The 25,593-nt window shown below is 58.6% G+C and carries 20 protein-coding genes; 11 read left to right on the top strand and 9 right to left on the bottom strand.

Annotated elements, in window-relative coordinates:
* The first annotated feature begins 394 nt into the window (after positions 1-394).
* The 5 genes from MUN82_RS16385 to MUN82_RS16365 all read left to right on the top strand — a co-directional run bounded on the left by MUN82_RS16385 (position 395) and on the right by MUN82_RS16365 (position 10,247).
* The gene (locus MUN82_RS16385) at positions 395-3,586 is read left to right on the top strand and encodes a SusC/RagA family TonB-linked outer membrane protein (RefSeq protein WP_245092185.1); all 3,192 of its coding nucleotides are present in this window, start codon (positions 395-397) and stop codon (positions 3,584-3,586) included.
* A 24-nt stretch (positions 3,587-3,610) separates the two neighbouring features.
* Positions 3,611-5,251: a RagB/SusD family nutrient uptake outer membrane protein gene (locus MUN82_RS16380; protein WP_245092183.1), complete on the top strand. Its 1,641-nt coding sequence runs from the start codon at positions 3,611-3,613 to the stop codon at positions 5,249-5,251.
* A 100-nt stretch (positions 5,252-5,351) separates the two neighbouring features.
* The gene (locus tag MUN82_RS16375; RefSeq protein ID WP_245092181.1) at positions 5,352-6,593 is read left to right on the top strand and encodes a YdcF family protein; all 1,242 of its coding nucleotides are present in this window, start codon (positions 5,352-5,354) and stop codon (positions 6,591-6,593) included.
* 43 nt (positions 6,594-6,636) lie between these two features.
* The gene (locus MUN82_RS16370; protein ID WP_245092179.1) at positions 6,637-8,721 is read left to right on the top strand and encodes a glycoside hydrolase domain-containing protein; all 2,085 of its coding nucleotides are present in this window, start codon (positions 6,637-6,639) and stop codon (positions 8,719-8,721) included.
* A gap of 110 nt (positions 8,722-8,831) precedes the next feature.
* Positions 8,832-10,247 (top strand): alpha-L-fucosidase, encoded by a 1,416-nt coding sequence (locus MUN82_RS16365; protein ID WP_245092177.1) that lies wholly within the window; start codon positions 8,832-8,834, stop codon positions 10,245-10,247.
* 70 nt (positions 10,248-10,317) lie between these two features.
* Here MUN82_RS16365 and MUN82_RS16360 read toward each other — a convergent pair whose 3' ends face one another.
* The 3 genes from MUN82_RS16360 to MUN82_RS16350 all read right to left on the bottom strand — a co-directional run bounded on the left by MUN82_RS16360 (position 10,318) and on the right by MUN82_RS16350 (position 13,701).
* A complete protein-coding gene (locus MUN82_RS16360; protein ID WP_245092175.1) occupies positions 10,318-10,701 on the bottom strand; it encodes a hypothetical protein in 384 nt (127 codons plus the stop codon).
* 1 nt (position 10,702) lies between these two features.
* A complete protein-coding gene (locus tag MUN82_RS16355) occupies positions 10,703-13,144 on the bottom strand; it encodes a penicillin acylase family protein (protein WP_245092173.1) in 2,442 nt (813 codons plus the stop codon).
* 62 nt (positions 13,145-13,206) lie between these two features.
* Positions 13,207-13,701 (bottom strand): hypothetical protein, encoded by a 495-nt coding sequence (locus tag MUN82_RS16350; protein ID WP_245092171.1) that lies wholly within the window; start codon positions 13,699-13,701, stop codon positions 13,207-13,209.
* On the opposite strand from MUN82_RS16350, the gene MUN82_RS16345 reads away from it, so the two are divergent.
* Positions 13,693-15,213 (top strand): carbohydrate porin, encoded by a 1,521-nt coding sequence (locus MUN82_RS16345; RefSeq protein WP_245092169.1) that lies wholly within the window; start codon positions 13,693-13,695, stop codon positions 15,211-15,213. The genes MUN82_RS16350 and MUN82_RS16345 overlap by 9 nt on opposite strands.
* A gap of 121 nt (positions 15,214-15,334) precedes the next feature.
* Entirely contained in the window at positions 15,335-16,036 is a 702-nt protein-coding gene (locus MUN82_RS16340) for a head GIN domain-containing protein (RefSeq protein WP_245092167.1), read from the top strand.
* A gap of 72 nt (positions 16,037-16,108) precedes the next feature.
* On the opposite strand, the gene MUN82_RS16335 is transcribed toward MUN82_RS16340, so the two are convergent.
* Positions 16,109-16,678 carry a hypothetical protein gene (locus tag MUN82_RS16335; RefSeq protein ID WP_245092165.1) on the bottom strand — a complete coding sequence of 190 codons (570 nt, stop codon included), beginning with the start codon at positions 16,676-16,678 and terminating at the stop codon, positions 16,109-16,111.
* A gap of 155 nt (positions 16,679-16,833) precedes the next feature.
* Between MUN82_RS16335 and MUN82_RS16330 the strand changes: the two genes are divergently transcribed.
* Positions 16,834-17,778 (top strand): 3-oxoacyl-ACP synthase III family protein, encoded by a 945-nt coding sequence (locus MUN82_RS16330; RefSeq protein WP_245092163.1) that lies wholly within the window; start codon positions 16,834-16,836, stop codon positions 17,776-17,778.
* A gap of 166 nt (positions 17,779-17,944) precedes the next feature.
* Here the strand turns inward: MUN82_RS16330 and MUN82_RS16325 are convergent, their stop codons facing one another.
* Positions 17,945-20,062 (bottom strand): matrixin family metalloprotease, encoded by a 2,118-nt coding sequence (locus MUN82_RS16325; protein WP_245092161.1) that lies wholly within the window; start codon positions 20,060-20,062, stop codon positions 17,945-17,947.
* 477 nt (positions 20,063-20,539) lie between these two features.
* Here MUN82_RS16325 and MUN82_RS16320 point away from each other — a divergent pair, with 477 nt between their 5' ends.
* Positions 20,540-20,908, top strand: a complete 369-nt coding sequence (locus tag MUN82_RS16320) for a hypothetical protein (protein ID WP_245092159.1) — start codon at positions 20,540-20,542, stop codon at positions 20,906-20,908.
* A 75-nt stretch (positions 20,909-20,983) separates the two neighbouring features.
* Here MUN82_RS16320 and MUN82_RS16315 read toward each other — a convergent pair whose 3' ends face one another.
* Positions 20,984-21,895 carry a DUF72 domain-containing protein gene (locus tag MUN82_RS16315; protein WP_245092157.1) on the bottom strand — a complete coding sequence of 304 codons (912 nt, stop codon included), beginning with the start codon at positions 21,893-21,895 and terminating at the stop codon, positions 20,984-20,986.
* A gap of 415 nt (positions 21,896-22,310) precedes the next feature.
* Here MUN82_RS16315 and MUN82_RS16310 point away from each other — a divergent pair, with 415 nt between their 5' ends.
* Positions 22,311-23,078 (top strand): septal ring lytic transglycosylase RlpA family protein, encoded by a 768-nt coding sequence (locus MUN82_RS16310; RefSeq protein WP_245092155.1) that lies wholly within the window; start codon positions 22,311-22,313, stop codon positions 23,076-23,078.
* 113 nt (positions 23,079-23,191) lie between these two features.
* Entirely contained in the window at positions 23,192-23,599 is a 408-nt protein-coding gene (arfB, locus tag MUN82_RS16305) for an alternative ribosome rescue aminoacyl-tRNA hydrolase ArfB (protein WP_245092153.1), read from the top strand.
* Between the two features lie 39 nt (positions 23,600-23,638).
* Here arfB and MUN82_RS16300 read toward each other — a convergent pair whose 3' ends face one another.
* From MUN82_RS16300 to MUN82_RS16290, 3 genes are all read right to left on the bottom strand, one after another.
* Positions 23,639-24,001, bottom strand: a complete 363-nt coding sequence (locus MUN82_RS16300) for a hypothetical protein (RefSeq protein ID WP_245092151.1) — start codon at positions 23,999-24,001, stop codon at positions 23,639-23,641.
* A gap of 100 nt (positions 24,002-24,101) precedes the next feature.
* Positions 24,102-24,830, bottom strand: coding sequence for a hypothetical protein (locus MUN82_RS16295; RefSeq protein ID WP_245092149.1), 729 nt, complete (start codon positions 24,828-24,830; stop codon positions 24,102-24,104).
* A gap of 17 nt (positions 24,831-24,847) precedes the next feature.
* Positions 24,848-25,579, bottom strand: coding sequence for a hypothetical protein (locus tag MUN82_RS16290; protein WP_245092147.1), 732 nt, complete (start codon positions 25,577-25,579; stop codon positions 24,848-24,850).
* Between the last annotated feature and the right edge of the window lie 14 nt (positions 25,580-25,593).

The following is a 25,593-nucleotide window of genomic DNA, read 5'->3' as shown; positions in this document are numbered from 1 at the left end:
GATTTGAATATCAAATAGTTGTACAGTTTCTTGATGCGAGCATGCTAGAAGCAGAACTACGCTTATAAGTCATGGTAATAGTTTGGTAACATGCTGGGAACAATAACGAAAACCAAACAGGCTTTTTTTGTGCCGCCAATAGCCAACCAGGCAGCTGTAGAGACAAAGTGAACACGCAAGAGCGGGCTGTCTACAGCCAGTAGTGCGGTAGTGGCCAACACGTGGCAACCAACCAGCAACCAAATCGGCGGCGCACTTACTGGATATAATCGTGCAACTTATAGCTGCTATTCGCAGACTGATGTTGGGTGCGCATTTATCAATTCTAGGTAGGCGCACGCTTTCCTACAGGTTGCGCAGCTGCTTTCTTCCACCACCAAAACCCTTTCCCTGCATGCAACACTCCCTACCCAAACTTGCCGGACGCCGCCGGCCCTATTACCTAACCGGGGTAGCGCTGGCGCTAAGCTGGACCACACTCGCCACGGCCAAGCCCATCCTGCTCACTGCCACCCATGCCGTGCGTCCCGCAGCCGTGGTGGCCCGCGCCATTCAAGGACAGGTGAAGGACACCAATGGGCAAGCCTTGCCGGGTGTGTCTATCTCCTTGAAAGGTACCACGCAAGGTACCGTGACGGATGCCACGGGTAACTTCCAGCTCACTATTCCCGATGAGGTAGGACAGCCCACGCTGGTGTTCTCCTTTATTGGCTACGAAAACCAGGAAGTGCGCGTAGGCGACCAGACTACCCTGGCCATAACGATGCGCGAAAGCACCACCGCGCTGGATCAGGTAGTAGTAGTAGGCTACACCACGCAGGAAGCCAAAGACGTAACCGGCGCCGTGGGCGTGCTGCCACTGGATCGGGTAAGGAACTTCCCCGTGGCCAGCCCCGAAAAGCTGCTGCAAGGCCAGGTGGCCGGCGTGCAGGTAAGTACCGATGGCGCACCTGGCGGCGGTGCCGTGGTGCGGGTGCGCGGACTGGGCACGCTCGGCGACAGCGACCCGCTGTATATCATCGACGGTGTGCCTACTAAGAACGGTATCAACCAACTGAACCCCAATGATATTGAGTCGTTGCAGGTGTTGAAGGATGCTTCTTCTACAGCTATCTACGGGGCGCGGGCTTCCAACGGCGTCGTGGTTATCATCACCAAGCAAGGCAAATCGGGCAAGACGCAACTGACTTTCGATTCTTACTACGGGCTGCAATCGGTGTACAACCTGCCCAACATGGTGTCGCCTACCCAGTTGGCGCAGCTGGAGTTCGATGCCCAGCGCAACAGCGGCCAAACGCCTACCCACCCGCAGTATGGCAATGGCGCGCAACCCGTGTTGCCCGAGTTTTTGCAGCGCAACCCCGATGTTCGAGCCAACGTGGCCGGCACCAACTGGTTTAAAACCATCTTCCGCACGGCGCCTATCCAGAACTACTCGCTGGGCTTGTCGGGCGGGAGCGAAACCAGCCGCCATGCCATCAACCTCACTTACTTTGGGCAGGATGGTATCCTGGATTACACGGGTTTCAAACGCGTGTCGCTACGCGTAAACACCGAATACACGGTGCTGAAGCGGCTGAAGGTAGGGGAGAACTTCACGGCTAGTTACTCCCGCTCGGTGCAGGCGGGTTCCAACGCTGTGAATGGCGGCATCATCTACGACGCATACCGCCTACCCTCCATTGTGCCCGTGCGCGACGAGAACGGCAACTTTGCCGGTCCGGCTGCGGGCCTGGGCGACGCCGGCAACCCGCTGCGCGCCCTCTACAACAACCGCGACAACGCCACCCGTAACCTGCGCGCCCTGGGCAACGCCTACGCCGAGCTGGAAGTACTCAACAACCTGTTCGTGCGCTCGTCCATCGGCATCGACTACCTGTCGAGCAACTTCCGGGGCTTTTCGCCGAGCTACACCGAGGGCATCGCCAACAACCCCATTGCCAACCTGAACGTCAACAACGCCTATACCATCAACTGGACGTGGACCAACATTGCGCGCTACAGCCGCGACTTTGGAAAGCATAATCTGGCCGCGGTGGTGGGTACGGAAGCCATCCAGAATACCAACGAAGGCTTTGCGGCCTACCGGGAAAACTTCCTGATCAGCGACCCCAACTTCCGCTACCTCGATGCGGGCCAGGGCCTGCAAACCAACAGCGGCACCGGCTCGGCCTGGGCCTTGTTCTCGCAGTTCGGCCGCCTCGACTATAACTTTGCCGGCAAGTACCTGGCCTCGGCCTCGGTGCGCCGCGACGGCTCCAGCCGCTTCCCCAGCAACAACCGCTACGCCGTATTCCCGGCTTTCTCGGCGGGCTGGCGCTTGTCGGAGGAGGCGTTCTTGAAAGACGTGAACTGGCTGAGCAACCTGAAGCTGCGCGCCTCGTGGGGGCAGAGCGGCAACCAAGAAATCGGTAACTACCCGGCCTTCGATATCTACGGCATCAGCCCTACCAACACCAATTACCCCATCACGGGTAGCAACGGTACGGTGCAAACCGGCTACACGGCCCGCGCCATTGGCAACCCCAACCTGAAGTGGGAAACTTCCACTCAAACCGATATTGGACTGGACTTCGGTGTGCTGGGCAACCGTTTGAATTTCGGCGTTGACTTCTTCGATAAAGTAACCAAAGATGTGCTGGTGCGTGTGCCGCGCCCGGCCCTGGCGGGTGAGGTGCTGGTGCCCTACGAAAACGCCGGCCGCATTCGCAACCGTGGCCTGGAGTTCCAGGCCAGCTACCAGAGCGATGCCAGCAAGGACTTTCATTGGGGCGTGTCGGCCAACGGGTCGGTGATACGCAACAAGGTGCTGTCGTTGGGCGAGGGCAACCTCTTCATTCCGGGCTACGTGAGCAACAACCTCACGCGGGGCCTGTCGCTCTCGCGCACGGAGGTAGGCAAGCCGGTGGCGTATTTCTACGGCTACGTGGTGGATGGCATCTTCCAGAACCAGGCCGAGGTAGACGCGGCGCCGGCCCAGCGCGGCAAAGCCGTGGGCCGCTGGCGCTACCAGGACCTGAACGGCGACGGCACCGTGAACGAGCAGGACCAACAGCAGATTGGCAAGCCTCAGCCTGACTTGACCTATGGCATCAACTTCAACGCTGCGTACAAAAACCTCGATCTGAGCTTCTTCATCCAAGGGGTGCAGGGCATCGATATTTACAACTTCAGCAAGTACAACACTGATTTTGCCTTCGACCCCTTCAACAAAAGCACGCGCATCCTGGACTCCTGGACGCCCGAGAACCCCGGAGCTTCGCTGCCCCAACTCAGCAAAACCAACTCCAACGACGAGCTACGGCCTTCTACCTACTTCGTTGAGAATGGCTCCTACGCTCGCCTGAAAAACATTCAGCTGGGCTACACCATCCCAGCTGCCTGGACCTCGGCCATTCGGGCCAGCAGCGTGCGGGTGTACGTGCAGGCGCAGAACCTCTTCACCATCACCAAATACACGGGCATGGACCCCGAGGTGAATCTGCAAAACTACAGCGCCGTGGACCGCAACCTCGACCAGAACGTGGACCGTGGCTACTACCCGCAGCCCCGTGGGGTGCTGTTCGGCATCAACGCCCGGTTCTAACCTTCCACGCTCCTTTCCTTTGTCATGAAAAATAAAGTACTCCTGCTGGCCCTGGCAACTTCGCTGGCTAGCTGCAATAAAGATTTCCTGGACGAACAGCCTCGGGCCAGCCTTTCCTCTACGGACCTGAACAATCTGGCCGCGGTGGAAGCCCTCATCACGGCTGCCTACGCACCGCTGGGCGGACAGATTGACGACGCTAACAATGCCTTCAACTCGCCCGGTACCAACTGGACGTTTGGCGATGTGGTGTCGGACGACGCCTACAAAGGCGGCGGCGGGGTAGGCGACCAGAACGGCATGCACCTGATGGAGATTTTCCTCACGAACTCCAACATCATTGATGTGGACCGGAAGTGGCGTGCCTGCTACGAGGGCATTGCCCGCGCCAACCGCGCCATTCGGGCCGTGAATGGGTTTGCGGGCATGAGCGAAGACCTGAAAAAGATTCGGCTGGGTGAGCTGCACCTGCTGCGCGGCCACTACTATTTCGATCTGAAAAAGATCTATAACCGCATACCCTGGGTAGACGAAACGGCGCGGGAGATTACGGAATATGACATTCCGAACAACCTCTCGGACGCGCAGCTGTGGAAGAACATCGAAAACGACTTCCTGCTGGCCCAAACCAACCTGCCCGCCACACAAACCGACCTGGGCCGCGCAACCAAAGGCGCTGCTACAGCCTACCTGGCCAAGCTCTACGCCTTCACCAAAGACTATCCTAAGGTGATTGCCTCTGCTGACGCGGTGTTGGCCTCGGGCCGCTACCGCCTCAACGACAACTACCACGACAACTTTGACCCCACCAAAGAGCACGGCCCGGAGAGCCTGTTTGCCATCGAGCGCTCCATCCGCGATGGTACGCCTAGCAATTTCCGGGGCAGTCTGGATGAGCGCCTCCTGAACCCCGGCGGCCCTTACTACCCCGTGTACGGCTTCGATATGCCGAGCCAGGACTTGGTGAATGCCTTCAAAACTACCGCGGCCGGCCTACCCCAAACCGATAAGTCGGACGTGGGCGCTACTGACTCTGTAGACCCGCGCCTCGACCACGCCGTGGCCCGGCCCGGTATTCAGTTTCTGGACCTGGCGCCGTATGCTGCCAGCTGGGCCCGCGACGCGGGTACCTACGGCGTGTTCAGCTTCAAGAAGCGCATGGTGAGTTCCCGCTCCACGTTCTACCTCAACCAGTTTCCGTGGGTGAGCGCCTTGAACTACGACATCATCCGGCTAGCTGATGTGCTGCTGCTGAAGGCCGAAGCCCAGGTGGAAACCGGCAACTTGGAAGGCGCCCGCGCCATTGTAAACCAGATTCGGCGGCGGGCCAACAATGACAAAGTACTGAGCGCCAACGGTACACCCGCTGCTACCTATAACGTGGCCGAGTACACCGCTCCCTGGACCGACCCGGCCATTGCCCGCCAGGCCGTACGCACTGAGCGCCGCCTAGAGCTGGCGCTGGAAGGTCACCGCTTCTTCGATCTGGTGCGCTGGGGCATTGCCGATCAGGTGATGAACGACCACTTCAACCGCGAGAAAACCCGCCGCACGTTTATGTCCACGGCGCGCTTCATCAAAGGCACGCACGAATACTGGCCTATTCCGCAGTCGCAAATTAACCTGAGCAAAGGGCAGCTGACGCAGAATCCAGGGTATAACTAAGCATCTTTGATGTAAGCTAAAACGTCATGCAGGGAAGCTCCCTGCATGACGTTTTAGCTTACTAAGAAAGGCGTGAAACGCAACTTAAAAACGGTTCTTGATGATGTGGCGACTACCTTCTGCCTTGCTACTGCTGATGCTGCTCAACCACTTCGGCCACGGCCAGGCACCGCCGCCAGCCCAGCGTACCGACTCGGTACTTGTGGCGAAAACCTACCCGCTGCTGGCCTTGCTGGAGGCAAAATCACCCCTGCGAAAAATAGTACAAGCCGATAAGATGTTGCAGCGCGTGGCGCAACGGCAGGCCCAACGCAGCTACCCGCTGCTCACGGTGCGCCCCGCCAATGTGCAGCGCTACGTCGATTCGCTGGTATGGAAGTCGCGGGAGATTCGCGCTATCGGGCAGGAGCTACAGCGTTTATACCTAGCCAATAAGGCGTTTAAAGCGGCGGTGCAGCCGTTGCTTGGTTCCGGTGGAGGCTACCCGCTCTACGCCGCCCAACTCGATACGGCCGCGTTGCGCCTGGCTTGGCAAGATGCCGCGCAGGGCCTCAACCGCACGTTGCGGGTGTACGTGGCCAGCATGCGCCCGCGCTACCCCGTCATCGACTCCATCAGCTTTCCGAGGCAGGATGCTGCGTTTGCCCAGGCGCTACAGCAACAGCTACTACCGTTGCAGAAACGCCGCCCGCCCGCTTCGTTTTACGAGGTGCCTCTACGCGCTGCGTTGGCCGCCCTACGCCTGAACGGCCGCGACGAAGCCGCCCGCTATGAGCCGCTTGGCGCGGGCCTCAACGCCGCTCCTCGTGCCGCCGTGGCCGGCACCGAGTGGGCACGTTTCCCCTACACCATGATCTTGGTGCCGGGCATGGGGCCCGAGCAGCCCGGCGTAGCGCTGGATTCGATGAGTGTGCTGCGGTGCCGCATGGCGGCGGCGCGCTACCGGGCGGGGCAGGCGCCGTTTGTGGTGGTGTCGGGCGGGCATGTGCACCCCAACAAGACGCCCTTCTGCGAGGCCGTGGAGATGAAGAAATACATGGTCGGAACGCTGGGGCTGCCCGATGCGGCGGTGTTCATCGAGCCCCATGCCCGCCACACCACAACCAATCTGCGCAACGTTAGCCGGATGCTCTATGCCTTTGGCTTCCCCACGGATAAGCCCGTGCTGACCGTCACCGACGCCAGCCAGAGCCGCTACATCCTGAACATGGCCGAGCGCTGCCGCCGCGAGCTGGGCTATGTGCCCTACCGCGACCTACAACGCCTCTCCGATACAGAAAACAGCTACCTGCCGGTGCCCGAGGCCCGCCAGCCCAACCCGTTCGACCCACTCGATCCATAAGCTGACAACCAGTATATAACCCTGTATCGCGTAATTTTCCCGCATGAAGCACCTATTTTGGCTCTTTTTCGCTCTTTCCTCTCTGCCAGTATTGGCGCAAAAGCCAACCGAGCAGGTCAATGTTTTTCTGGGTTCATCCGGCGACCACGGGCAATTGTCGCCAGCAGCTTCCTACCCATTTTCTATGCTGAGCCTGGGGCCGCAGACCTACCCCAATCTGCACACCGGCTACGAGCACCTGGCTCGCACCTTCCTGGGGTTCACGCACACGCGGTTTGAGGGGGTAGGGTGCCAGGGCGCGGGCGGCAACCTGCTGGTGAAGCCCTTTTTGGGTGCCGATCCGGCACAAACCCAGCTTCTGAAAAAGACGGAACAAGCGGAGCCCGGCTACTACGGCGTCACGTTTGGCAATGGGGTAGGGGCTGAGTTGACGGTAGGGCAGCGCTTTGGTCTGCACCGCTACCACTTCCCGGCCGGTGCGGCCCACGGGTTGTTCTTCAACTTGGCACACTCCTTCGCCAACGGTTTCAAGCAGGAAGAACACACCACCCAAAACGCTACCCTCACCGGCTGGATTGAGGCTGGTACTACCTGCGGCGCGGGCAAATACCGGCTCTACTACTACCTCGAAATCAACCAACCCGTGCAATGGGAAACCACTAAAGAGCATCAGCTGATAGCCCGCCTACCCGGCACCGGCGCCACCGAAGTGGAGGTGCGCGTGGCTTTTTCTTCGGTGAGCGTAAACGATGCCCGGAGTACGGTGCAGCAGCAGGCACAGGCGTCGTTTGCGGAGGTGCGCCGCGCCGCCAGCCAGGCTTGGAATGCGCTGCTCACCCGCGTGCAGGTGCAAGGTGATGCCGACCGCGAAAAGCTGTTTTACTCCTTGCTCTACCGCACGTTGCAGTCGCCGTACGTGGTGTCGGAGCTGGATGGGCGCTACCGGGCTACTGATGGCTCGGTGCAGAAATCGAAGCGGCCGGTGTACAACGGGTGGGCTATTTGGGACAACTACCACACGCAGCTGCCGTTGTTTTCGTTGGCCTACCCCACCGAGTTCCAGGACGTAGCCACGTCGTTAGCTGGCTTGTATCGCTACGGCAAGAAGGACTTTGCCACCCAGCACGAGCCCTCGCCTACCGTGCGTACGGAGCACGCCATTGTGGTGCTGCTGGACGCCGTGCGCAAAGGCTACCGGGTAGACCTGCGCGGCATCCGCGACTCGCTGATCCGCGAAGTAGACCGCCTCGACTACGCGCATCCCGATAAAGCCCTGGAGTCGTCGTACGACGCGTGGGCGCTGAGCGAAATCCTGGGTATTCTGAAAGACAAAACCCTGAGCGCCCAGTACCGGCGCAAAGCTTTGGAATACAAACAGTATTGGAAGAAAGATTTTCTGGATATGACCCGCCCCGACGTAGACCGCCTACCCGCGCGCGGCATGTACCAAGGCACCATCTGGCAGTATCGCTGGAACGTGCCCTATGATATTAAAGGCTTGCAGGAGATGGTAGGCGGCGAGGCGGAGTTTCGTCAGCAACTCGATACGTTCTTCGGCGGCGACTACTACAACCACGCCAACGAAACCGACCTGCAAGCGCCTACCCTCTACAACGCCACCCGGCAGCCCTGGCAGTCGCAGGCGCTCATGCACCAGCTGGCCGTCGATACGGTGGTGCAGCACTACTTCAACGACAACAGCCGCGGCATAGATCCCTACGTGGGCCGCATCTACCAGAACCAGCCCAAGGCCTACCTCCGCACCATGGACGACGACGCGGGCGCCATGTCGGCGTGGTACGTGCTGACGGCCTGCGGCCTGATGCCTGCCTGCGTGGGCCAGCCCGTGTACTACCTCAACCTGCCGTTGTTTCGAGAAATGAAGCTGCAAATGGCGGCTAAAAAGCAGCTAACCATGCAGGTAGAAAACTACGCGCCTACCCGCCGCTACATTCAGAGCGCGCGCTTGAACGGCAAACCCTTAGAGCGCAACTGGCTCACGCACCAAGAGCTGTCGGCGGGCGGTACCTTGGTGTTTGTGGCCAGCGACAACCCGAACAAAAGCTGGGGTATTCAGCAACCATGGGTGTCCGATGTGCAGGAGGCTAATGTGAAGAACCCGAAGTAACCAGAAGCCATGTGCCAGGCCGGCGCAACCCAGACCTGCCGTTAGTACTCTTTTCGGTAACCTAGTCGCTCACCTATCGGTCCCTTTCTCTCTACCTAACGCTATTCATCATGCGCTTTCGCCCCTGCCTGCTTGCCGTATTTCTATTGTTAAGTCTGGTTGGGCCAGCGCTGCTTAGTGCGCAGCCAGCTACGCCCGGAAACAGTGCCCCCAATCTAGGGCAGTTGCAGCAGCAGTTCGTGGATCTGCGTTTTGGTATGTTCATTCACTTCAACATCCCGACCTACATGGATCAGGATTGGCCTGATCCGGAGGCTTCGCCGGCGCTGTTCAACCCGAAAAAACTCAACGCTACGCAATGGGCAAAGGCGGCCAAATCGGCCAACATGAGCTACGGCTGCCTCACCACCAAACACCACAGCGGCTTCTGCATCTGGGACACCAAAAGCACCGACTACAACGTGATGCAGAGCCCGTACAAGAAGGACGTGGTGAAACAGTTTGCCGATGCGTTTCGGGCCAATGGGTTGAAGGTGATGCTCTACTACTCTATTCTGGACACCCACCACAAGCTGCGACCCAATCAGATTACTCCTGCCCACATCGCCATGATCAAAACACAGCTTACGGAGCTGCTGACCAACTACGGCAAGATAGATGCGCTAATTATTGACGGCTGGGACGCGCCCTGGTCGCGCATTTCTTACGACGATGTGCCATTTGAGGATATTTACACACTGGTGAAATCCCTACAGCCCGAGTGCCTAGTGATGGATCTGAATGGCGCCAAATACCCGGCCGAGGGCCTGTACTACACCGACATTAAAACCTATGAAATGGGCGCCGGCCAACGCTTGTCGCCCGACAGCAAGCGCATGCCGTCCTTGGCGTGCCTACCCATCAACAGCTCGTGGTTCTGGAAGACCAACTTCCCTACCGTACCCGTGCGTGACCCCGCCAAACTGGTGCAGGAAACGCTGGTGCCCTTGAACGAAAACAGCTGCAACTTTATCCTGAACGTGGCACCCAACCGCGACGGTTTGATAGACGACAATGCCTTGGCGGGGCTAAAGGAAATTGGGAAGCTCTGGAAAAATACAGGGCCTACCACCAAGCTGTCGGCACTAGAGCCGCCTATTATTGCCAGCAACCTAGCTAAAAATGCAGCGGCGAACTCCAGTTGGAGCGACGACATGAACATTATGGACTTCGCCAACGACGACGACTACCATTCCAGTTGGCAATCCAACAAAATGGTGAAGCAACCGTGGTACGAAATCGACTTCAAAAACCAGCGTGGCTTCAATACGATTGTAGTGGCTGAGGAGAAGCCCAACATCACCAACTACGCACTGGAGTATTGGAACGGCGTGGCGTGGCAGCCGCTTTTCAAGGGCACCAATGGCAACCGCATCAAGCTCCACCGCTTCGGGCGGGTGTGGGGTAGTAAGGTTCGCATGAACATAGAAGGCTACGACCACCAACCTTCTATTGCCGAGTTTCAGGTGTTTGATGAACGGCGCTAAGCGGCGGAAATCCGTTTGATTTTGAAGCGAGCGATGTAAAGCCTGAAACCACAGAAAAATTTAGGTTTTGCTATGTTGCTTCTGCAGTAGGAGCCGGTGATGCCTGCGGCTTTAGTGGCCATGTGGCCTGCCGTAACCAGCACCCCGATAGCGCCGCCAGGCCGCCTATCAGCCCGCCCACTACCAGCGTTACGAGCAGCAGCAGCGCGATACTGCCGCTGAGGGGTAGCAGTTCAGCCACGCGCCGCGCCAGTACGCTATTGTTCTGCCCATTCAGCCAGATAGCCAATATCAGCCAACCCAATCCTACCCCAAAAAAACCCGCCAGAAAGGCTTTGCCACCCGTGCGCCCTACCAGCATTGCCAGCAAGAAGGCTACGGGCACAATGCACCACCAGGGTAGGAAAACCTGCGCCACGGCGGCCACTACTAAAATCAGGAGAAAGAGAGCCATCTTATTTCGTTGTCAGTTTCCAGGCGGCGCGGATTCGTTCGTTGCGTTCGTTGGGTTTTTGCAAGAACACTAGCTCTGGCAGCTCGCCTTGCACCCAGGGGGCAATCATGTTGTCGTAGTAGCGGGAGCCAGGGTTGCCGCTTTGCCCCCCGGGAAACAAGCCGTAAGCTTTGGGCTGTGGCCCCAGGGCCACCACCATGCGCCACGAAGGGCCATTGCGCTCCGTAATAGCATTCACGATGCCCACGCCGCCGCCCACGTTCAAATCTAGGTGGCCGAAGCCGGGGAGTTGGGCCAGGTGCAAGATGTCGGTGCTCTTTTGGTTGGCCCAGTGCCAGTCGTCGTTCAGGGGGCCAAACTTGCGCGTGAGCGAGTCGGTGGCCCAGCGCAACGATTGCAACGCCAGGTCGGGTAGGGTTTCCTTTTCGGGCGTCAGCTTATCGTCGATCCACGGCGAGTTGGGCTGGTGCAGAATAAGCGTGTTGGTCCGGTCGCGGTTAGGGTAGCGCATCTCCAGGCCGGTTTGCTTGCCGAAATCATCCTCCCAAATGCGCTTGATAAGCTGGTTGTACCACAGTTCGTAGATGCTCGGTCCCAGCTCGTCGGGGTCATAGTTGTAGCGCCAGCGTTGCAACTCTTGGTACACGCGCTGCTCCGCGGGTTTCAGCTGGGTAGGCGCCACCAACGCCAGCATTCGTGGCAGCATCAGTTGGGCATTGATACCGAAATTGTCGAGCTGCAACAGGCGCAGGCTGTCGGGGGTGGCGCGCCGCATGCGGGCTAGCCGCTCGTTGATGCGGTGCCCCCGGTCCCAGAGCGAAAATTGCCAACCCAGGTAGTAGGGATACTCCGGCCCTACCGGCGTCTGGTTGGCCGACGACACAAACCCCCGCTTCGGGTTGTGCGACAACGGATTCTGCGCGGCCGGAATCCAGCCGTGCCAATCGTAAGCCGAGTCGGTACCATCCAGAATAAACTTGCCCTGGTCGTTCCACTTCAGCGGAAAACGACCGTTGGGCCGGATGGCAATATCCTTCTGGTTGCTGGCGAAAATGAAATTCTGAGCCGGCGAGCCATAGTGCGTGAGGGCCGCCAGGTAGTCGGGGTAGGCGTGGGCGCGATTGAGCAGGTAGAAGGTCAGCACCTCATTGGCACCGTCGTGCGCGGTCCAGCGCAGGGCGTGGTGTACGGGCGTTTGGGGCGAGAAGGGCTTCTCGTCGTGGTCGTACACAATGGGGCCGTGGCGGGTGTAGAGCACCGTATCGAGGCGGTCGGGCTGGCCTTTTATCTTGAGGCGCTCTACTACGCGCCGCACCGGCAACCAGCGCCCGGCGTATTGATATTCGCGCTTGGTGGCATCTTTGAACTTGATTTGGTACCAGTCCATCACATCGGCGCCGGTATTGGTCACGCCCCATGCCACATCCTGGTTAAAGCCGATGATAAGGGTAGGCGCCCCCGGAATCGACACGCCGTACACGTTCAAACCCGGCGCCGACAGTTGCATCTGGTACCAAATGCTGGGCAAATTTAATTGCAAGTGCGGGTCGTTGGCCAGGATAGGGTAGCCCGTAGCCGACTTGCCCGCACCTACCGCAAAGTTGTTGGAGCCCAAATCCGGCGCCGGCTCGTTCTGCGGCACCTTCCCCGACATGGCCGCTTCAAACCCAGCCGGGGTAGGGGGGGGCGGCACCGGCGTAAAAGTGCGCGGCGAGCCCACCGGCACAATTGGGTCTTCCAGCCGCGGGTAGTCCGGAAACAGGTCTTTCACCACCTCCGGCCCGTACTTGCCCAGGGCGTTGCTCAGGCGCAAATCGTCGGAGCGGCCGCTCAGGTCAAAGGCCATCAGCTTGAGCAACAGCGCACTTTTCAGGGGCTCCCACGGCTCGGGCGCGTAGTTCAAGAGCTTGTATTCGAAGGGGTAGTCTTTGGGGCTGAGGGAGGTGATGTACGCATTCACGCCATCGGAGTAGGCCGTGAGGGCCAGCCGGGTGCGCGGGTCTACCATCATGGAGTCGAGGGAGCGTTGCGCGCCGTAGACCATGCCCATGCGCCGGAAAAAGCGGTCCATCTCTAGGCGCTCCGGCCCCACAATCTCCGACAATCGTCCGGCTGCTACGTGGGTCATGAAGTCCATTTGCCAGAGTCGGTCGCGGGCCGTGAGGTAGCCCTGCGTGTAGTACAGGTCGTGGTCGTTCTGGGCAAACACGTGGGCCACGCGCTGGTCGTCGAAGCGCACTTGCACGGGCTGTTGCAGAGCGGGTAGGGCCAGCTCCTGCCGCTTGGGAAAGTCGGCAGCCGTTTCGCCGTCGCGCCAGAAGCCCACATATGGGCTCAGAAATTTGCCAAACGGCGGCACCGTGCCGTGGCTGGTATGCAGCACCCACGTGAGGGCGACGGTGAGGACGAAGGCAACGGCAAACTTGATCCAGCGGAAAACCATAGCAGGCGAGTTAGGCAGCGGAAGGTAGGGAAGTGACGCGATAAATCCCGCCGCACAGCCACCTAACGCAACCACTCGGCTAGCAGCCACCCCAGTAACAGCAGCCGTACGGTCCACAGCACCGTGCGCAGCCAGTTGGTACGGGTTAGTCCGTCAATGGCTACGTAATTGTATCCATGCTGCCCTAGTCGCTCATGGAATGGCACCGACACGAAAAAGGTAGCCGCCCAAATGGCTACCACCAGCGCCAGCCCTACCCAGCCTGTCACGCCTAGGGTAGTCCGCCCCTGCCACGCTAGCCATGCGGCCAACCCCAGTTCGGCCACCATCGGCCCCATCACTACCCAGCTAATGCGAGTGGAGTGCCGCCGGTGAAATGCCGCAAACCGCTCCGGCGCCACCTCAGCAAAAGCAGGGTAGACGACTAGCTGCACCGTCCAGATAACGCCAGTGAGGTAGGCCGTGAGGGCCACGTTAAGCAGCAACAGGGTAGGGAGGGACACGATGAGAGTGAAGTAGGTTTTGATACCAGTTATTATCCCAGGCTGGTGGGACATAACCCCGATACGGTAGGCACGGGAATACCGCCCAAAATTCACGCGTTCCACACCCAGCGGCCTGCTGCTTCGCAGACTTTTTCTTCTCCCAATAGTCCGTTTCCGATGCGTACCTCGCTCCGCTTGCCGTTGTTGGCGCTTGTTTGTGTGCCCTTTGTTAGCCAAGCGCAAACCGTACCTGGTCAGTCTACCACACCAGCTACTAGCACCGTGCCGGCTGCCCCGCCCATAGGTCCCGACGCCCGCCCCGCACCCGATTCTACCCAGCGCTCGGGCTGGAGCCTGCACTTTCAGCAAACCGTGATTACGCAGTGGCACGCCAACTTTGCGGCACCCTACACCGGCGAGTTCAGCCTGCAACCGCGCGAGAAAGCCAAAACGTCGCTTACCAGCACGGCTTTTATTGGCCGACGACTGTGGAAGGGTGCCAGTATCTACTTCAATCCGGAGTTGGCGGGTGGTAGTGGCCTGAGCGCGGCGCGGGGCATTGCGGGCTTCACCAACGGCGAAACCTTCCGCATCGGCGACCCCGCGCCCAAGCTCTATGTGGCGCGACTGTTTTTCCGGCAGGTGTGGGCCCTGAGCGACTCCCGGCAAGGTACCTCGCAGACCGTGAACGACGACGGCCCCAACCAGGTGGCCGGTCCCGTGCCCGACCACTTCCTGGCGCTGAATGTGGGTAAGTTCAGTCTGTCCGATTACTTCGACCAAAATAGCTACTCGCATGACCCGCGCACGCAGTTCTTTAATTGGGCCTTGATGAGCGCCGGCGCCTGGGACTACCCCGCCAACACGCGTGGCTACACCATCAGCGGCGTATTGGAATACGTGACGCCAGAGTTGGCTATTCGGGCAGCTTCTGCTCTTACGCCCACCGAGGCCAACGGCCCTACCCTCAACTTTCACTACGGCCGGGCGCACTCCGAAACCCTAGAACTGACGCATATCTACAACCTGCGCGGCCACGTGGGTACGGTGCGCCTGCTGGGTTTCCGCACGGTGGCCGGTATGGGCGACTACCGCACGGCCACGCAACGGCCTGATGTAGACATTGCCCAAACCCGCCAAGCTGGCCGCACCAAAACTGGTGTGGGGCTGAACGCCGAGCAGCACATCAGCGACGACCTGGGCCTGTTTGCCCGTGTGAGCTACAACGACGGCCGCCGCGAAACCTGGGCTTTCACCGAAATTGACCGGTCGGCTTCGTTGGGGGCCGTAAGTGCTGGCTCTCGCTGGCACCGTCCCGACGACCGTCTGGGTGTGGCCGTGCTCGCCAACGGCCTTTCGCAGCCGCACCGCGAGTATCTGGCGGCCGGTGGCTACGGCTTTATCATCGGCGACGGCCGGCTCAACTACCGTCCCGAGTACATCGGCGAGGCATACTACAGCTTCAACTTCACGCGCCAGCACGCCACCATTAGCCCCGATTACCAGTTTGTGCTCCACCCAGCCTACAACCGAGACCGGGGCCCAGTGCACGTGCTGGCTGTGCGTGCGCACGTGGCGTTTTAGAGAGTAGGAACAGTAGCAATTAGGCTAGGGTACGTTCGCTCTGGATTTATAAGAAAGCCAGGCAACTGTCGCGTGTGTTCTGACATCTACCACAGTACACCTCACCACTAAACGCACTCCCATGAAAACGCTGATCGGTTTTTGCCTGTTTGTATGTGCTCTGTTCTTTTCTCAATCGGTGCTAGCCGATACCCGCGAAACGCGGCAGGTAGGCGCTTTTTCTGAAATTGGGTTGGGCGGCTCAGCCAACGTGATTCTGCGCCAGGGTAGCCCCCAGAAGGTGGAAGTAGAGGGTAGCACGGAGGACGTGGCCCGTCTCGAAACCATAGTGGAAGGTAAGCGTCTGCGCATCCGGCGCAAGCCAGAAAGCAACTTCCGCGGCCGCGACTATCAGGGCAAAATCACCGTCTACATCACCATGCCTGACATCAACGCGCTGGCCGTGAGCGGCTCGGGTAGCATCAAAGCCCTCACCGATGTGCAAAGTCACGTGCTGGCGTTGTCCGTCAGCGGCTCGGGCAACATCGAGCTACCCGAAATGCAGGCCGACAAAACCGATATTTCTATCTCGGGCTCCGGCAATGTGAACGTGGCCGGCGTTAGTACGGACACCAATGTGAGCATCAGCGGCTCGGGCAGCATCCAGGCCACCAAGCTGCGCGCCGAAACCTGTGGCGTGCGCATTGCAGGTTCCGGCAACGCCCGTGTATATGCATCCAAAACGCTGGACGCCCGCATTGCCGGCTCGGGCAGCGTGTACGTGAGTGGCAATCCGCAGGTAAGCAGCTCCGTGGCTGGCAGCGGCCGCGTGCACCGCAGCTAAGGGTAGGGGAATAGAAAGACCGTCATGCTGAGCGTAACGCAGTATGACGGTCTTTATCTTTGTATTAGCCCACTAAAAATCGAACAGGCCGCGGCGAGTGTCGCTTTTCTGTTTGTTTTTCTTCTTCTTTCGGTCGTTGTCGCCGCCGAACAGATTATTGAGGAAGCCGGTTTTCTTTTCCTTGATCAAAATATAGCGCACCGAAATAGCCGTGGGAAAACGCGCCCAGTCACTGGAGCCGAACTCTACGCTAGGCTTGAAATCGGCGGACAGTACTAAGCGGGTGATAGGAAGCTTGTACTCCAGCCCCACAATGGCATCGATACCGCCAAAGGCGCCATCGTCTTTGTGCGTGCCCACGTGGCCACCCGCGCCCAGGTAGTAGTTGAGGCTGGGACCCAGGATGCCAAAATGACGCTCGGCTAGCAACGTGGCACTCACTTCGCGGCTGCCTACCAGGCCTAGCCCTTCCAGTGTTGTCTTCTCAAACACTTTTTGCTGCACGGTAAGGCCATAGTTGCCGGCGCCTAGGCGCACACCGGCCGCTGTGCGGTATTTCTGTGCCCGCGCCACTGGGGCCACTCCTAGCAGTAGCATGAATAGAATTAGGGCAATACGCGGGGGGAAAGCGGGAAAAGTCATAATCTTGTAACGGCAAAGCGTGAACTCCGCCCAGGGAGTGGCGTTTGGTGGGGCGGCGCCTGCAAAGTACGGGCCGCTTCGGCGAAACGCTGTTCTGGCGCTGATGTGATGCGTGGCCCCTTCTTTATTTTCTTGCTTCCCCTAGTTCCTTTCCCGTGTATATTCATCAGGTAGCCACGTATCTACCGACGCAAGTAGTAACCAACGAGCATTTCACTCAACTCAACGGGCTGTCGGATGAGTGGATCATTGAGCGCACTGGCATTCGGGAGCGACGCAAAGCGGCCCCCGGCGAAAACACCAACACCATGGCTGTGGCGGCTACTGAACGCGCCCTGGCCGCTGCCCCGGATTTCGCACAGGGCCTCGACCTTATTGTGGGTGCCACCTACACACCCCACGACACCATCTTCACGGTAGCGCACGCCGTGCAGATAGCCGTGGGCGTCGATGATATTCCGACGGTGAGTATTTCTTCAGCCTGCTCTTCGCTGCTGAACGCGGTGGAAATCGTGGAAGGCTACTTTGCAATGGGTAAAGCCTCGCGCGCCCTCGTGGTAGTATCGGAACACAACACCGCCTACAACAACGAGCAGGACACCATGGCGGGCCACCTCTGGGGTGATGGCGCCGCTACCCTGCTTATCAGCAAAGAGCGCCTCAGCCCAGACGACATTCGCATTGTGGATGTGGTAACCGGTGGTGCCGCTACCCGCGGCAAAGCCAGTACCGCCGTGACCTTGAAGCCGGTGGAAAAAGGCATTGTGATGCCCTTCGGTAAGGACGTATTCATCCACGCCTGCCAGTACATGGCCCGCGTAACCACACAGCTGTTGGAGCGCAACACGCTGGGCGTTGATGATGTGCGTTACCTGATTCCGCACCAGGCCAACCTGCGCATCACGCGCAACGTGCTGGAGCAGCTAGGTCTCCCCGAAGACCGGGCCGTATCCAATATTCAGTTTCTGGGCAACACGGGCTGCGCCGGCGCCGCCATCGGCTTGGCCGATACCTGGCCCAATCTCCAACAGGGCGACCGGGTAGTTATTACGGTGTTCGGCGGCGGCTACTCCTACGGCGCCATGCTGCTCGAGAAATAGGTTGTGAGTTGAGCTTATAAGTAGGCGGAAAAACGTCTGTTATCCTGAGCACAGCGAAGGACCTTATGCCAGTGGAACGGCCATCGTAGCAACGACTCGTTCTCACGTGATAAGGTCCTTCGCTGTGCTCAGGATGACAGACGTTTTTTGTCCGTGTATAACTGTTTTACAGCCGAATAAAGCGCACGGTGCCTTTGCGGCCGGTTTCATCGGTCCAACGCACGGCGTACCAGCCGGGGTGCAGGCCGTCTACGCCCAGCGAAAACAAGTTGAGGCCAGTTTGCAATGAAACGGCCCTACCCTGGATATATCGCCCAAGCGCATCATAGACGTATAGCCGCAAGGTAGTAGCTGTGCCAGTATTGTATTGAAACTGCAGGGGGCCGCTGCTCAACGGATTGGGGTAGAGCGCCAGGCCGGTGAGGGCCGAGGCATCGGAGGTGGTAGCAATGGGCGTAGTCGTGTCCAACGTCCCATCGGGACGGCGTATGCGTAGGCGGTAGTAGAGCAGGCTGCTGGTGGGCGCTTGGGCATCGGCATAGCCGTAGTTGTTACCGGCTGCACCGGCGGCAATGGTGGCTAGGGTTTGCCAGTTGCGGGCCGTGGTATCAGCGCCGGTGCGCTCCACCACAAACTCCTGCACAAAACACTCGTCGCGGGTGGTCCAGGTGAGAATGGGGCCGGTAGCGCTGAAGCGGGTGAGCGGGGCGGGTAGCATGGCAGGCTCATCGCAGCTGGTCCGGGGGAAGCTGCTAGTGCGTAACACCAGGCGCCCGCCGGCAATGTCGCTCACGGTGCTCAGGGTACGGCTCACCTGCCCGCGCGACACAGCGTAGTGCATTACGGCAGATGGCCGAATGAGGTGAGAAAGCTGCTGGGCGTGGCCTAACTCGTGCACGGCTACCGTCTCAAAGTCAATCTGCTGGGCGCTAGGTGCGGTAGGACCAAACTGCCACGTTGCCGAGTTGGAAAATAGCATGTCAATCTCGCGCACGTAGAACACAATGCTGCCATTGGCGTTGCGGCAGCCGCTGTAGTAGCTGGTAGTGCGCCCCAGTACATTCACGGGTAGGGTAGCGCCAGAGGTAGTGCCGCTGGACTGGTCGAAGCCCACGGAATTCTGCCCGTCGTCGGCCACGCCGTTGGTGGTGCGGTTGTCGCCTACCTGCCAGTTGATGCCTGAGGAGCAGCGCCAGTTCTCCAACGCCCGCTGCCAAGCCGCCGATGCGGCGGCATTCGCCGCAAAGTTTGGGTCGAAGCGAAAGGTGTAGCCGCCGTTGTCGTTCTGGTTGATGTGTCCGGGGCGGTAGGTGAGCTTGCCGATGGTTTCCTGCACGTTGCTGATGGCGTATACCACCGTGAGCACCTGGGTGCTGGTGGCAGTTGTCTGGTTGCTGCTGGTCACGCGCACCTGGCCGGTGCCAGCTGGGTGCTCATCGGCGCTGTAGGAAGGCACCCGCACCTGAATGCTGGTATTGCTCCAGGAAACGTAATCCGTATCCAAGGGCCGTGTGAAGGTGGCGCCGCCGTCATCAGCATTTCTGAACTCCACGAAGCCTGTGCCCCGTGTGGCGCCAAAACCGGTGCCCGTAATCGTCAGCACCGACTCGGTGCCGGCAGTAGTCGTCAGCGGCGACAGTGCCGCAATAACCGGCGCTTGTCCGCGGGCGGCCGTGCCGACGCGCCGCCGGGCGGTGGTCAGAGCGGGGTTGGCTTGTACCACACGCCGGGCCTGCCCAGTCAGGTTGGTCAGGGAAGCGTAGAATGTATCGTCGAGGGTAGGGTAGGAGCGAAACGATTCAGTAGCGGTGGCCGTGGCCAAGTCGTACTGAATGAAGCCCTGCTCGCTGCCATACGCCGCCCAGGCGGTGCCCGCTACGGCGTCCAGCCCCGCAAACGGCGCCGGGTACAGAAAAAGTACTCCCTGCTGGCCTGCACTGAGGGTGAGGGTGTTCGTGAGGCGTTGCTGGTCGAGGTCCACAGTTCCGCCTTCTGTTACCACCGTAATTTCAGAGGCCGCCGCGCCTTTAAACACCTGGTACACCCGCACCCGGTGGGCCGTGTAGATGTGTTGGTGAGCGGCATCCCAAAAACCTTTCGAGTCAAGCACTTCGCCTTCTACTACTAAACTGGCCTGCCCGGCCCGGCGTGCGGGGTCGAGGGGCTGCATCAGGCAGTGCAATTCGTCGGTAGGGGTAGGGGCAGCGAGTTGAGCACGGGTAGGCAGCGCAAGGCCGCAAAAGGCAATGCCCAGCAGTAGCCGGGTAGCGCGGGAGAAGAGCATAAACAGTGGCGTAGACGGTGTATCACGCACAAGTACGGATTTTCGTATCAGCCGTGGCAAACTTTTTTTAGGACTCGAGCCAACGTATTCGTATTCTTGATGCTTTGCTAGTTATCTGCGTCTTTTCTCTACCTTATATATAGTATCTTATGAAGATAATCCTAAAAGTAGCCGCAACTGCTGTTCTGCTACTGCCGGGCATCGCGTTTGCGCAAACCGAAACGGATAGTACCCCACCAGTGGCCGCTACGCCCACCCCCTCTGATACGTGGCTACCTAACACGCTCTTTAAGCTAGGTACGGGCATAAGCCGTAAGTCTGAATACAGCAATTATGGTGGGCTAGCATTGCCGATTACATTAGGAGTGGAGCATCAGCTTATGCCTAAGTTTTCTGTTTATGGTAATCTGTCTCCACTGTTTTGGGTAGGTGGCCGCGGCTACAGCTGGGATAGAGATAGGCCATTTGCGCAGCTACGTGGCATCAATACGGATCTTGGAGCCCGATTACTATAATCAAGCGAAGCGAGAGCAGCGCGGCCGTGCACACGGGTCTTTTGTGGGCAACTATCTGGCCCTGCAACTCACCAACGACTGGTATAGCTACAAGTCGTATGATATAGTGGATACACGGCGCCACTACGGATACGACTACTCCGGTATTATGGCACAATGGGGCATGCAACGCCGGATAGGCAGCTGGGGTTTATTTGATGGTGGGATAGGCATTGGGGTAGGAAATAACAATATCAAATACACCTATGACTATACCACTCGTACCGAAAGCAGAAAGCGCCTGCCCGGCCTCATCGCGGAACTGAACGCCCGCATTAGCCTCGCGCATTAATCAAGAAAGTTTCCTTTATAAAATCCTGACAGCACTCTAAGCCCCGTCAGGGTTTTTTTGTTGCTGTTGTCATTTCTAAAACAAGCTCCCCTGCACCGGCTGCGGAATCACGCGGGGTGGTTCTACGGCTATGCCCGTGAGTTGCTGCAAGCGCTGTAGGAAGTGCTGCGTCCAGAGGGGCGAGTGCATGATGTCTTTCTGGTGAATGAACACGTAAGCCGTTTGCAGGCCAGTGCCGAGCCACGCGGCCAGGCGCTCGGCCCAGGCGTCGGCGCGTTGGTAGTCGCTAGGCACCAGGCCGTGGCCGTTGAGACGAATGAAAGCCGTGGGCGTGGTCAGGCGCATATGCAGCACGTCGCGGCGGCCGGCCACATCGCTCAGCACCAATGTTTTGCCCAGCGCTTCCAGCATAGCCGATACGGTAGCAAACAGCTCCGCATGGGCAAACCAGGCGGGGTGGCGTAGCTCCACGGCCAGCGGAATTTCTGCCGGAAAATCAAGCAGGTAGCGTTCCAGGCGGGGTAGGTTCTCAGGCCCAAAGTGCGGCGACAGTTGCAGAAAGGCCCAGCCCAGCCGCTCGCCCAACTCGCCTATACTGCGGCAAAACGACAGCGTAAGGTCATCAGCATTGTATAGGGCGCGGTCGTGGCTGATGCTTTGGGGCAGCTTGGGGCAGAAGCGAAAACTTGGTGGTACCGCATCGCGCCAGCGCCGCACGGTAGGCGCGTCGGGAATGCGGTAGTGGGTAGTATTCAGCTCAATGCTATTGAACTGCCGGGCATAATAGTGCAGGTAGTCCGCATCCTTGATGCCGGCTGGGAAGTAGGAGCCCAGCCATGCCTTGTTGGTCCAGATAGGGCAGCCCACATATACCGCGGGAGATACCGGGGTAGCCGTGGTTCGGGCCAACACAGCGGCAGTAGCAGGATGGTCGGGTGGCAACGAAAAGTCAACGTAGCGCAGATCAGAAAGGCGGCCAAAATCCATAGAAGCACACAGAGAACAACGAAGTCTGCCCAGACGTGCGGTATACGCAATAGTTTGGACTTTTGCAACCTGCTATATACGAGATGGGACAAGCGAAGATCATATTTTTTTTGGAACCGGATAATCTTATTTCTCCTGTCTTCTTTATTTTGTCCTATAATACGCCAAAAGTCGTCTTAACTAAACACAAATGGCGGTTTTAGCTTGGTTTAGCTATGCAAACATCAAATTATTTTAATGCAAATTTTATTCAAAAAATGCAATTAATAGGTAGATGCATTCGCAGAGAGAGTAGCTTATGAAGGATTGATTTGGCTAAGGGCCTATAGATTTGTCAGATTCACCAATTCGTGTTTGAATGAAGTTGCCTCTCCGACAGCGTGTTTCTGGTTCTCTTCTGGCAGTACTCTTTGCCGTGCTTCTGGCACTGCCGCAGACCACCCAGGCCACCCGCCTCAGCGACGACGATAAAGCTCTGACTGCTACCTCTCACCGCACTGCCGTGCTGCGTGGCCGCGCCTCTTGGTACGGCCGGGAGCACCAAGGCCGCCGCACCAGCAGCGGCGAGCGGTTCGACCGTCATAAGTACACCTGCGCCCACAAGACCCTACCCTTCGGCACCCGCTTGCGCGTAACGAACCCCGATAACGGCCAGGCCGTGGTGGTGCGCGTAACTGACCGCGGCCCATTCCGCCACGCCCGCATTCTGGATCTGGCCGAAGTAGCGGCCCGACCCCTGGGCGTTATCACCCACGGCTCGGCTGATGTAGTGGCGGAGGTAGTGCCCGATACTACGCCCCTGGGTCCCATTGATGCCCCCGCCGACCTTGCCGCTCTGGTAGAAGACGATTCGCTGGCGCTGAGCACGCCCCTGGAAACAGTGGAAGTAGCTGTGGAAGTGCCCGCCGAGACTGCTCCGGTAGTGCTAAAACCAACCTATGTGGTACAAGCGGGTACGTTTGGCGATGCGCGCAACGCGGCTGCCATGCAAGCCAGAATTCTGGCCGTAGACCAGCAACTGTCCGTTACGGTTGCCACCGAAACCGTAGCTAGCCGCTCGCTGAACCGGGTAGTGGTAGGCGAGTTTGCCGATTGGGCCACAGCCGATGCCGTGCGCAAGCGCTTGCAACGTGGCGGTATCACGGGGCTGGTGCGCAAAGTGCCCGCCGCGACTGCGCATTAATATTCCTCTGATTTCAATACAAAATACCCTGCTGGCTTGTCGCTGGCAGGGTATTTTTGCGTAGACACTAGTTCAGGACTTTAGCTATCTTCCCTACCCTCATCTGCTTCCTAATGCCCCTACCCCCCGCCGATTATTTCTGGCCCGAACTGCAGGTGCAAACCAGCCGCAGCAGCGGCCCCGGCGGTCAAAACGTGAACAAGGTAGAGTCGCGGGTGGAGCTGCGGTTTCACCTGGCCACCTCGCGCCTGCTCACCGACGAGCAAAAGCTACGCTTGCAGGAAAAGCTGGCCGGTCGCATCACCACCGACGGCTACTTGCTGGTGGTAGCGCAGGAAGACCGTAGCCAGCTGCGCAACAAAGAACACGCACTACGCAAGTTCTACGCGCTGCTGCGGGAGGACTTGCAGCAACCCAAGGCGCGCAAAGCCTCGCGCCCCAGTGCTGGTGCCGTGCGCAAACGCTTGGAAGAGAAGAAACGCCACAGCGACAAAAAAGCCAACCGCCGCCTCGATTTTTGAGGAAGCCGTTGGCTTTCAATAGTTACTTGGTGATGCCGCTTAGGCTGTCCGGAAGCCGGTAGCCTGCTTGATGGTGCGCTCGTTGCCAGTGGCAGGGTCGGCGTAGGAGTGGTCCGATACTTCTACTGATAGTTTCTTACCAATCAGCTGCTTGGTATCAATGTCCTTGCCCTCTTCGGGATGCACACCGGCTGCCTCGCAGAAGCTCAGTAAAATAGGCATGCCGGCTTGAGAGGTATAGAAGCGTTGGGTAACGAATCCTTGCTCATTTTCGAGGCGGGCAGCGAAGTAGGGTACGTTTTGGTGTTCACTGGTGCCTTCTTCGATGTCAGTTATTTCAACCCTATAACGGCCATCGGGTAGGAAACCTTTGTCTTGGCCTTTTTCGACAGGAATTTTCATGAGTGCAGTATTTAGGAGATATACACTACTAACGAAAATGGGATAAAGAAGGTTAGAGTTATTTATTTGCTAAATAAATTAGTAAAAAAAGATGTATCCATTAATTCAAGTCTAAACCAAACAGCAGCCCAAGCCAAGGCCGCCGTTGGTAAATCCAGTATGTACGGTCAGGGCCTAGCAGGTTGTCGAACCCCATGGCTAGACCGATGTTGAAAATACGGGCGTCGTAGATGGTAGCAGCGCCGGCGTGCAGTACAAAGCCTTCGTATTCGGGGCCAGGGCGCTGGCGGGTCACGTCGCTGGTGATGATTGTGGAGCCCATGCCGAAAAACAGTCCGTAACCCAGTCCCGTGGCCCGAATGCGCGGCGTTTGCTGCCAAGGGGTGCGCAGGTGGTTGTGGAGGTAGTAAAAGTCGAGCCGGCGACCCACGTACAAGGCCGCGTTGAAGGTAGTGTTGAGCTGCACCGGCACGCCAGCCCGCGGCAAGCGGGCCTTCACGGGCAGCGTAAACACGTCGAGGTCGAAGTGGCGGCCGAGCAGCAGCGTGTGGTGGTTGGGCAGCAGCTTGTATCGGTACGTGATGGGCGTAGGCTGCTTGGAGTAGGGCGAAAGCAGCAGAGTGTCTGCATGTTGCTCCACATACACCAAGCCGTTAGGTGCTTGCTGGAGCTGCTGCGCCAGCGAATCGTTACCGCCCAGGTGGGGCACGTGGTACCAGCCATCTTCCAATTGTGCAATGCGGCCTACAGCGGCGCAGCCGCTTAGCAGCAGCAATAGGGTAGCGTAGCAGCAGGCTCGGTACAGGTAGGAAATTGTGCGTGCAACCACAGCAAACAGGTAATAAGCTATAAAGAAGACCCCAAAAACATGGCTTTGTCTAAAACGGGCCGCGAGGTGACAGATACCATTTGCAACTCTAAGCGGCTACTGTCGATATTCCGGTAGTTCAGGCGGACAAAGCCGTACGTAGGGTTGAAATACGATTCTAGGGCAGTAGTTCCCAGTTTGCAGGTGCCAATGGCTTGCACGTGGTAGCAGGGTAGGCGGCCAAGGGGGGTAGAGAGCTGAGTGGAGTCAATAACTTGGTAGCGGTGATTGACTGTCAATACACCCTTCCATACCACCCACGCCGAATCTGCATATATATCAGGTGGGAATACAGTCCAAAGCCATGTCTTATCTGGCTTGGCTGGAAGCTCAATATCCGGAAAAGGATTTAGCTCCAGAATGCGGTACTGCGCACGGCGTGGCGGGTGCAGCCAAAATTTATCGGATCTGTCAAAGGCGCCTACCCTTTCCTTTTGCGTGGAAGTCGTTGTGGTATCTAAATGCCGGAACGTCCAGTCATATGCCATTTGAGGAGTATACTCAGGCAATGGTTTCCCTAAGGCCGTCAGCACCACTGTATCCAGCGTGGCTGTGGTAGCGCCCGGTGCGTACCAGCGGGCTGCGTATACAAAGCGGCGGTTTTCGGTGAGAATGGGCTGCCAGCCGGTTGTTTGCGTGTCCGTAATAGGCGGGTCTGTGGTATGGCAGGCGACCGACAGTAACAGGCAGAATAGCAGAGGTATACGCATAGGTTGCCAAGGTA

The organism is Hymenobacter aerilatus (assembly GCF_022921095.1).
GTDB lineage: Bacteria > Bacteroidota > Bacteroidia > Cytophagales > Hymenobacteraceae > Hymenobacter > Hymenobacter aerilatus.
The sequence above is the reverse complement of the archived record's forward strand: the minus strand, read 5'-3'. Positions and strand labels throughout refer to the sequence as shown.

Bases quoted from the DNA above. Each gene is read 5' to 3' on its own strand.
- MUN82_RS16385 (WP_245092185.1), top strand. From the start codon at position 395: ATGCAACACTCCCTACCCAAACTTGCCGGACGCCGCCGGCCCTATTAC.
- MUN82_RS16380 (WP_245092183.1), top strand. From the start codon at position 3,611: ATGAAAAATAAAGTACTCCTGCTGGCCCTGGCAACTTCGCTGGCTAGC.
- MUN82_RS16375 (WP_245092181.1), top strand. From the start codon at position 5,352: ATGATGTGGCGACTACCTTCTGCCTTGCTACTGCTGATGCTGCTCAAC.
- MUN82_RS16370 (WP_245092179.1), top strand. From the start codon at position 6,637: ATGAAGCACCTATTTTGGCTCTTTTTCGCTCTTTCCTCTCTGCCAGTA.
- MUN82_RS16365 (WP_245092177.1), top strand. From the start codon at position 8,832: ATGCGCTTTCGCCCCTGCCTGCTTGCCGTATTTCTATTGTTAAGTCTG.
- MUN82_RS16360 (WP_245092175.1), bottom strand. From the start codon at position 10,701: ATGGCTCTCTTTCTCCTGATTTTAGTAGTGGCCGCCGTGGCGCAGGTT.
- MUN82_RS16355 (WP_245092173.1), bottom strand. From the start codon at position 13,144: ATGGTTTTCCGCTGGATCAAGTTTGCCGTTGCCTTCGTCCTCACCGTC.
- MUN82_RS16350 (WP_245092171.1), bottom strand. From the start codon at position 13,701: ATGTCCCACCAGCCTGGGATAATAACTGGTATCAAAACCTACTTCACT.
- MUN82_RS16340 (WP_245092167.1), top strand. From the start codon at position 15,335: ATGAAAACGCTGATCGGTTTTTGCCTGTTTGTATGTGCTCTGTTCTTT.
- MUN82_RS16335 (WP_245092165.1), bottom strand. From the start codon at position 16,678: ATGACTTTTCCCGCTTTCCCCCCGCGTATTGCCCTAATTCTATTCATG.
- MUN82_RS16325 (WP_245092161.1), bottom strand. From the start codon at position 20,062: ATGCTCTTCTCCCGCGCTACCCGGCTACTGCTGGGCATTGCCTTTTGC.
- MUN82_RS16315 (WP_245092157.1), bottom strand. From the start codon at position 21,895: ATGGATTTTGGCCGCCTTTCTGATCTGCGCTACGTTGACTTTTCGTTG.
- arfB (WP_245092153.1), top strand. From the start codon at position 23,192: ATGCCCCTACCCCCCGCCGATTATTTCTGGCCCGAACTGCAGGTGCAA.
- MUN82_RS16300 (WP_245092151.1), bottom strand. From the start codon at position 24,001: ATGAAAATTCCTGTCGAAAAAGGCCAAGACAAAGGTTTCCTACCCGAT.
- MUN82_RS16290 (WP_245092147.1), bottom strand. From the start codon at position 25,579: ATGCGTATACCTCTGCTATTCTGCCTGTTACTGTCGGTCGCCTGCCAT.